4 protein-coding genes are annotated in these 3,833 nt (G+C 40.0%); 3 read left to right on the top strand and 1 reads right to left on the bottom strand.

Features of this window, described 5'->3' with window-relative positions:
* Positions 1 to 654 precede the first annotated feature (654 nt).
* Positions 655 to 1,542, top strand: coding sequence for a fructose bisphosphate aldolase (locus tag ACWNM1_RS30345; protein WP_449603897.1), 888 nt, complete (start codon positions 655 to 657; stop codon positions 1,540 to 1,542).
* Between the two features lie 277 nt (positions 1,543 to 1,819).
* Here the strand turns inward: ACWNM1_RS30345 and ACWNM1_RS30350 are convergent, their stop codons facing one another.
* Positions 1,820 to 2,182: a DUF1304 domain-containing protein gene (locus ACWNM1_RS30350; protein ID WP_449603898.1), complete on the bottom strand. Its 363-nt coding sequence runs from the start codon at positions 2,180 to 2,182 to the stop codon at positions 1,820 to 1,822.
* A 295-nt stretch (positions 2,183 to 2,477) separates the two neighbouring features.
* On the opposite strand from ACWNM1_RS30350, the gene ACWNM1_RS30355 reads away from it, so the two are divergent.
* The gene (locus ACWNM1_RS30355; protein ID WP_449603899.1) at positions 2,478 to 3,146 is read left to right on the top strand and encodes a DUF559 domain-containing protein; all 669 of its coding nucleotides are present in this window, start codon (positions 2,478 to 2,480) and stop codon (positions 3,144 to 3,146) included.
* Between the two features lie 366 nt (positions 3,147 to 3,512).
* The coding region (locus tag ACWNM1_RS30360) for an AraC family ligand binding domain-containing protein (RefSeq protein ID WP_449603900.1) at positions 3,513 to 3,833 on the top strand (321 nt) is incomplete at its 3' end.

Here is a 3,833-nt window from a genome sequence, read left to right on the forward strand (position 1 = left end):
AAAGTTATTATTTTCACAAAGCTAACAATTGGTAATTATGATTAATGTCACAAAGAAAATCTTATTGGATTATTCGTATTAAATTACTCGGGTATTCTCGTTAATCAAAGGATAATCTCAATCCCAGCGGGCCTTTAGCGAACCTGAATCTATACACTCCGATTTAAGAATCATCACAACAGCCACTTTGTAACAAAAATAAAATTTCCAGTCGCCACCTTTACTCGTTCTCCCTCGTATCTTCAAACTAACTTCAAGTAATTGATCATTTTGAAATGGACGACGTCCATAAAATATTACAAATCGATCTTACTTTTAATCTCAACTAAGATTTTTAAGCATAAAAAAGGTCATCTTCGAGGAAGATTATCAGAGTACGCTTCGGAGAGATGATAAGAGACTATACAGTCCGATTTCTCTCAAAAATGCGCCAACAAAACCAAATAGCTGCAATGCAGTCCTTTACGTCAACTCACGCTGATCTCCTTGGTTGAATCGAACTCAGAAGTCCTTAATTCTTTCCTTACTACCAACTCATCTTGGACGGTTACCTCCTTGTTCACCCAGCCTCTTGTTTAAGGCCAGTATTTTAAGTTTTATAATTAAAGAACGCATGAATTTCCATTCAGTTTACGAAAGGAAGGAGATTTTTTCATGAATATGAAGCAATGGGATCGAATTCAGACGGGACAAGGATTTATAGCTGCCTTGGACCAAAGTGGTGGAAGTACACCTAAAGCGCTGCTGCAATATGGCATTAAAGAGGACAGCTACTCCAATGAAGATCAAATGTATGCAATGGTTCACGAGATGCGAACGCGCATTATCAAGAGCCCTGCATTTGATTCGAAGTATATATTGGGTGCAATCTTATTTGAGAACACAATGGACCGTCTCATCGACGGAAAATATACTGCTGATTATCTGTGGGAGGAAAAAGGCATTGTGCCTTTTCTGAAAATCGATAAAGGACTTGCGGAGCCAGAAAACGGGGTACAGCTCATGAAGCCAATTCCCGGCTTAAGTGATCTTCTGAAGCGTGCCAACGAACGGAATATCTTTGGGACGAAAATGCGCTCGGTGATTAAAGAAGCCAATCCTTCCGGCATCAATAAAGTGGTTGAACAGCAGTTTGAAGTTGGCAAGCAAATTTTAGAAGCGGGACTGGTTCCGATTATCGAGCCTGAGGTTGATATCCATTCTGCTGATAAAAGAGCGTCAGAAAAGCTGTTACAAGAAGAACTTTCAGTTCAATTGTCTAAGCTGGGCAAAGACGTAAAGGTCATGCTTAAGCTCTCCATACCCACGGAGAATAACTTCTACCGTGAGTTAATGGACGATCCTCACGTATTAAGAATTGTCGCTTTGTCCGGGGGTTACACTCAAGTTGAGGCCAACGATAAGCTTGCTCATAATCAAGGATTAATCGCCAGCTTCTCACGTGCTTTATCGCAAGGACTAAATGCCGGGCAGTCAGACGAAGAGTTTAACGCGCTCCTCTCCAAGTCTGTAGAAGCGATTTATGCTGCCTCTATTCAATAAGCAGCTCTTCCCCTCGTGAAGACATCAGACATAAAAAGGGCTGTTTCCTTGACAGGTGATTACCTGCCTGGAAACAGCTCTTTTTTATTTTGGATTTACTTTTTTAAGGGTATTGCTCGCAAATAGTTAGTTGCCGTTTCTGCGTAAGTCACAGGAAAATAAAACGAACCGTATAATTACTGATTACTACATTTTATCTCACGCAAAAAAAAGGCTTCACCACACCTACACGCGAGGTAAAACCCTAAATTCTAAATTCGCTAACTTTTAGGTTATCTTAACTCCAAACTACTAGTATTAAAGCGATAAAAGCTGGAAGTCCTTGCATGAACAAAATAGATTTTTTCACCGTCAGTGCACCATAAATTGCCGCCACTATAACAGTGCAAAGGAAAAAGATTACAACTTGGTGGCCGAAATTCACATTCGGATGAACCAGTCCCCAAATTAAACCAGCAGCTAAAAATCCATTATACAACCCTTGATTCGCTGCTAGAGTTTTAGAAGCATCCGCAACTTCCTGTGTCATTCCAAAAACTCGAAGCCCTTTGGGCTTTGACCAAGCGAACATTTCCAGATAGACAATATAAATATGTATTAACGCAACGAGACCGACCATGATATCACCTGCTAGGATCATTTGATTAACTCCCCTTAGTTTAATTTGTGCACAATTTAATTGTATCACATATTAATTAAAAGATGTACATTCCATCATCATTTTCATATTAAAGCCACTCAAATCCCCTTCTCAGTAATCAACAAAAGAATGCGGAAATTAAGCTACTGATTTATGAAGTTTTAAAGTCCTATTCGTCTGGTCAACTAATAGAATCTTAACTATAATTAAGTGTACGAGACGAAGAACGTCCCGATTCATTCCTTTTTGAATGGATCGGGACGTTTTTTCGTTGATTAAGGGGGAATGATTAAAGATGAACTTCGAAACGGCGCATGCTTCATTTATTCAATACCATTTACAAAAAAGATCAGGGGAACGCAAAGGTCGCTTGGAACGTGGACACCGGGAAGCGGAGAAGCTATTTTGCCGCAACGTTTGGTGGTCTCTACGATTGAATTTTGACGGTCTACATCCAGAATTCGAAGTGCTCGATTGGCGGGGTCAATCCTATTTCTGTGACTTTGCATACATCACACGGTATGTGAAGCTAGTCATCGAAATCAAAGGTTTTGGTCCACATGTTCGAGATATGGATAGAAATAAATACTGTAATGAACTGAACAGAGAAACCTTCTTATCTGCAATGGGATTTCAAGTTATTTCATTTGCATACGACGACGTCGCTAGTCGTCCCGAGATTTGCATGACACTGTTGCGAATGCTGCTTAGCCGATATCAGTCAGAATCTTCTCCAGTTAGTCTGGAGAGTGTGGCGGAACGGGAAATCATCCGACTTGCCTATACGCTTGCTCGCCCATTACGCCCAATTGATGTAGAGATTCATTTAAATATCAATCATCGATCAGCCGTTCGAATGCTGCATTCCCTCTGCACCAAAGGGGTGCTCTCACCTGTAACCGGACCAGAAGGAAAACATGTTGTAAAGTATGAACTCCAGCCCAACGCGATGAACCGCTTGTAGAAATCCTGCAATTTTACATCTTTTAGGTCCTTTATTCATCTACGGAGGAGTTTTCCTGCATACATACAGTTTTTCACTAATTTTAAGATAACCAAGGTTAATTTAGAGTCATATTCCTGTATATTTGCAGCATTATCCCTAACCAACACCTAATTAACTGATAAAAACTATACTTTTGCAGTTTTTTTGTCGAGTTCAGTTTTAGATTTTGAATTCTGGATTCTGGGCTACTGTTTATGTAATCTAACATGGCGACCTGTCTCCCGATAGCATCACTCAGTTCATTTTTATTGTATCGCTTTCATCACCCTTAAAGTTATAATGGAACATAAGAAAATGTTTGTATTTTGTCATCTTGGAGGGCTTATGAAGCAGCTATTCGAACCCGTTGTTTTTGAAGAACATCAGACCTTAGTGTGGGATTACAAAATATATACAGACGACTATTACAAAGGTTATTATCACTGGCATCAATGCTGTGAAATCATGTTCGTGCATGGCGGTCAGGGAAATGTTGTTGTCAATCAGCAGATGTACGATATCCGCAGGGGGATGTTATTCTTTTTCCAGCCCTATCAGCTGCACCGGATCTATTCTGAGGTCTCTACCGCTTGTCCCTTTGAAAGATCCATCTTCTATATTGATCCATATGTTGCGGAGAACCTGCTTGAAGACTTTTCAAAAAGA

The organism is Paenibacillus sp. Marseille-Q9583, assembly GCF_976954365.1.

What these genes read in the sequence shown, in the direction of transcription:
- ACWNM1_RS30345 (WP_449603897.1), top strand. Translation starts at nt 655, where the DNA reads ATGAATATGAAGCAATGGGATCGAATTCAGACGGGACAAGGATTTATA.
- ACWNM1_RS30350 (WP_449603898.1), bottom strand. Translation starts at nt 2,182, where the DNA reads ATGATCCTAGCAGGTGATATCATGGTCGGTCTCGTTGCGTTAATACAT.
- ACWNM1_RS30355 (WP_449603899.1), top strand. Translation starts at nt 2,478, where the DNA reads ATGAACTTCGAAACGGCGCATGCTTCATTTATTCAATACCATTTACAA.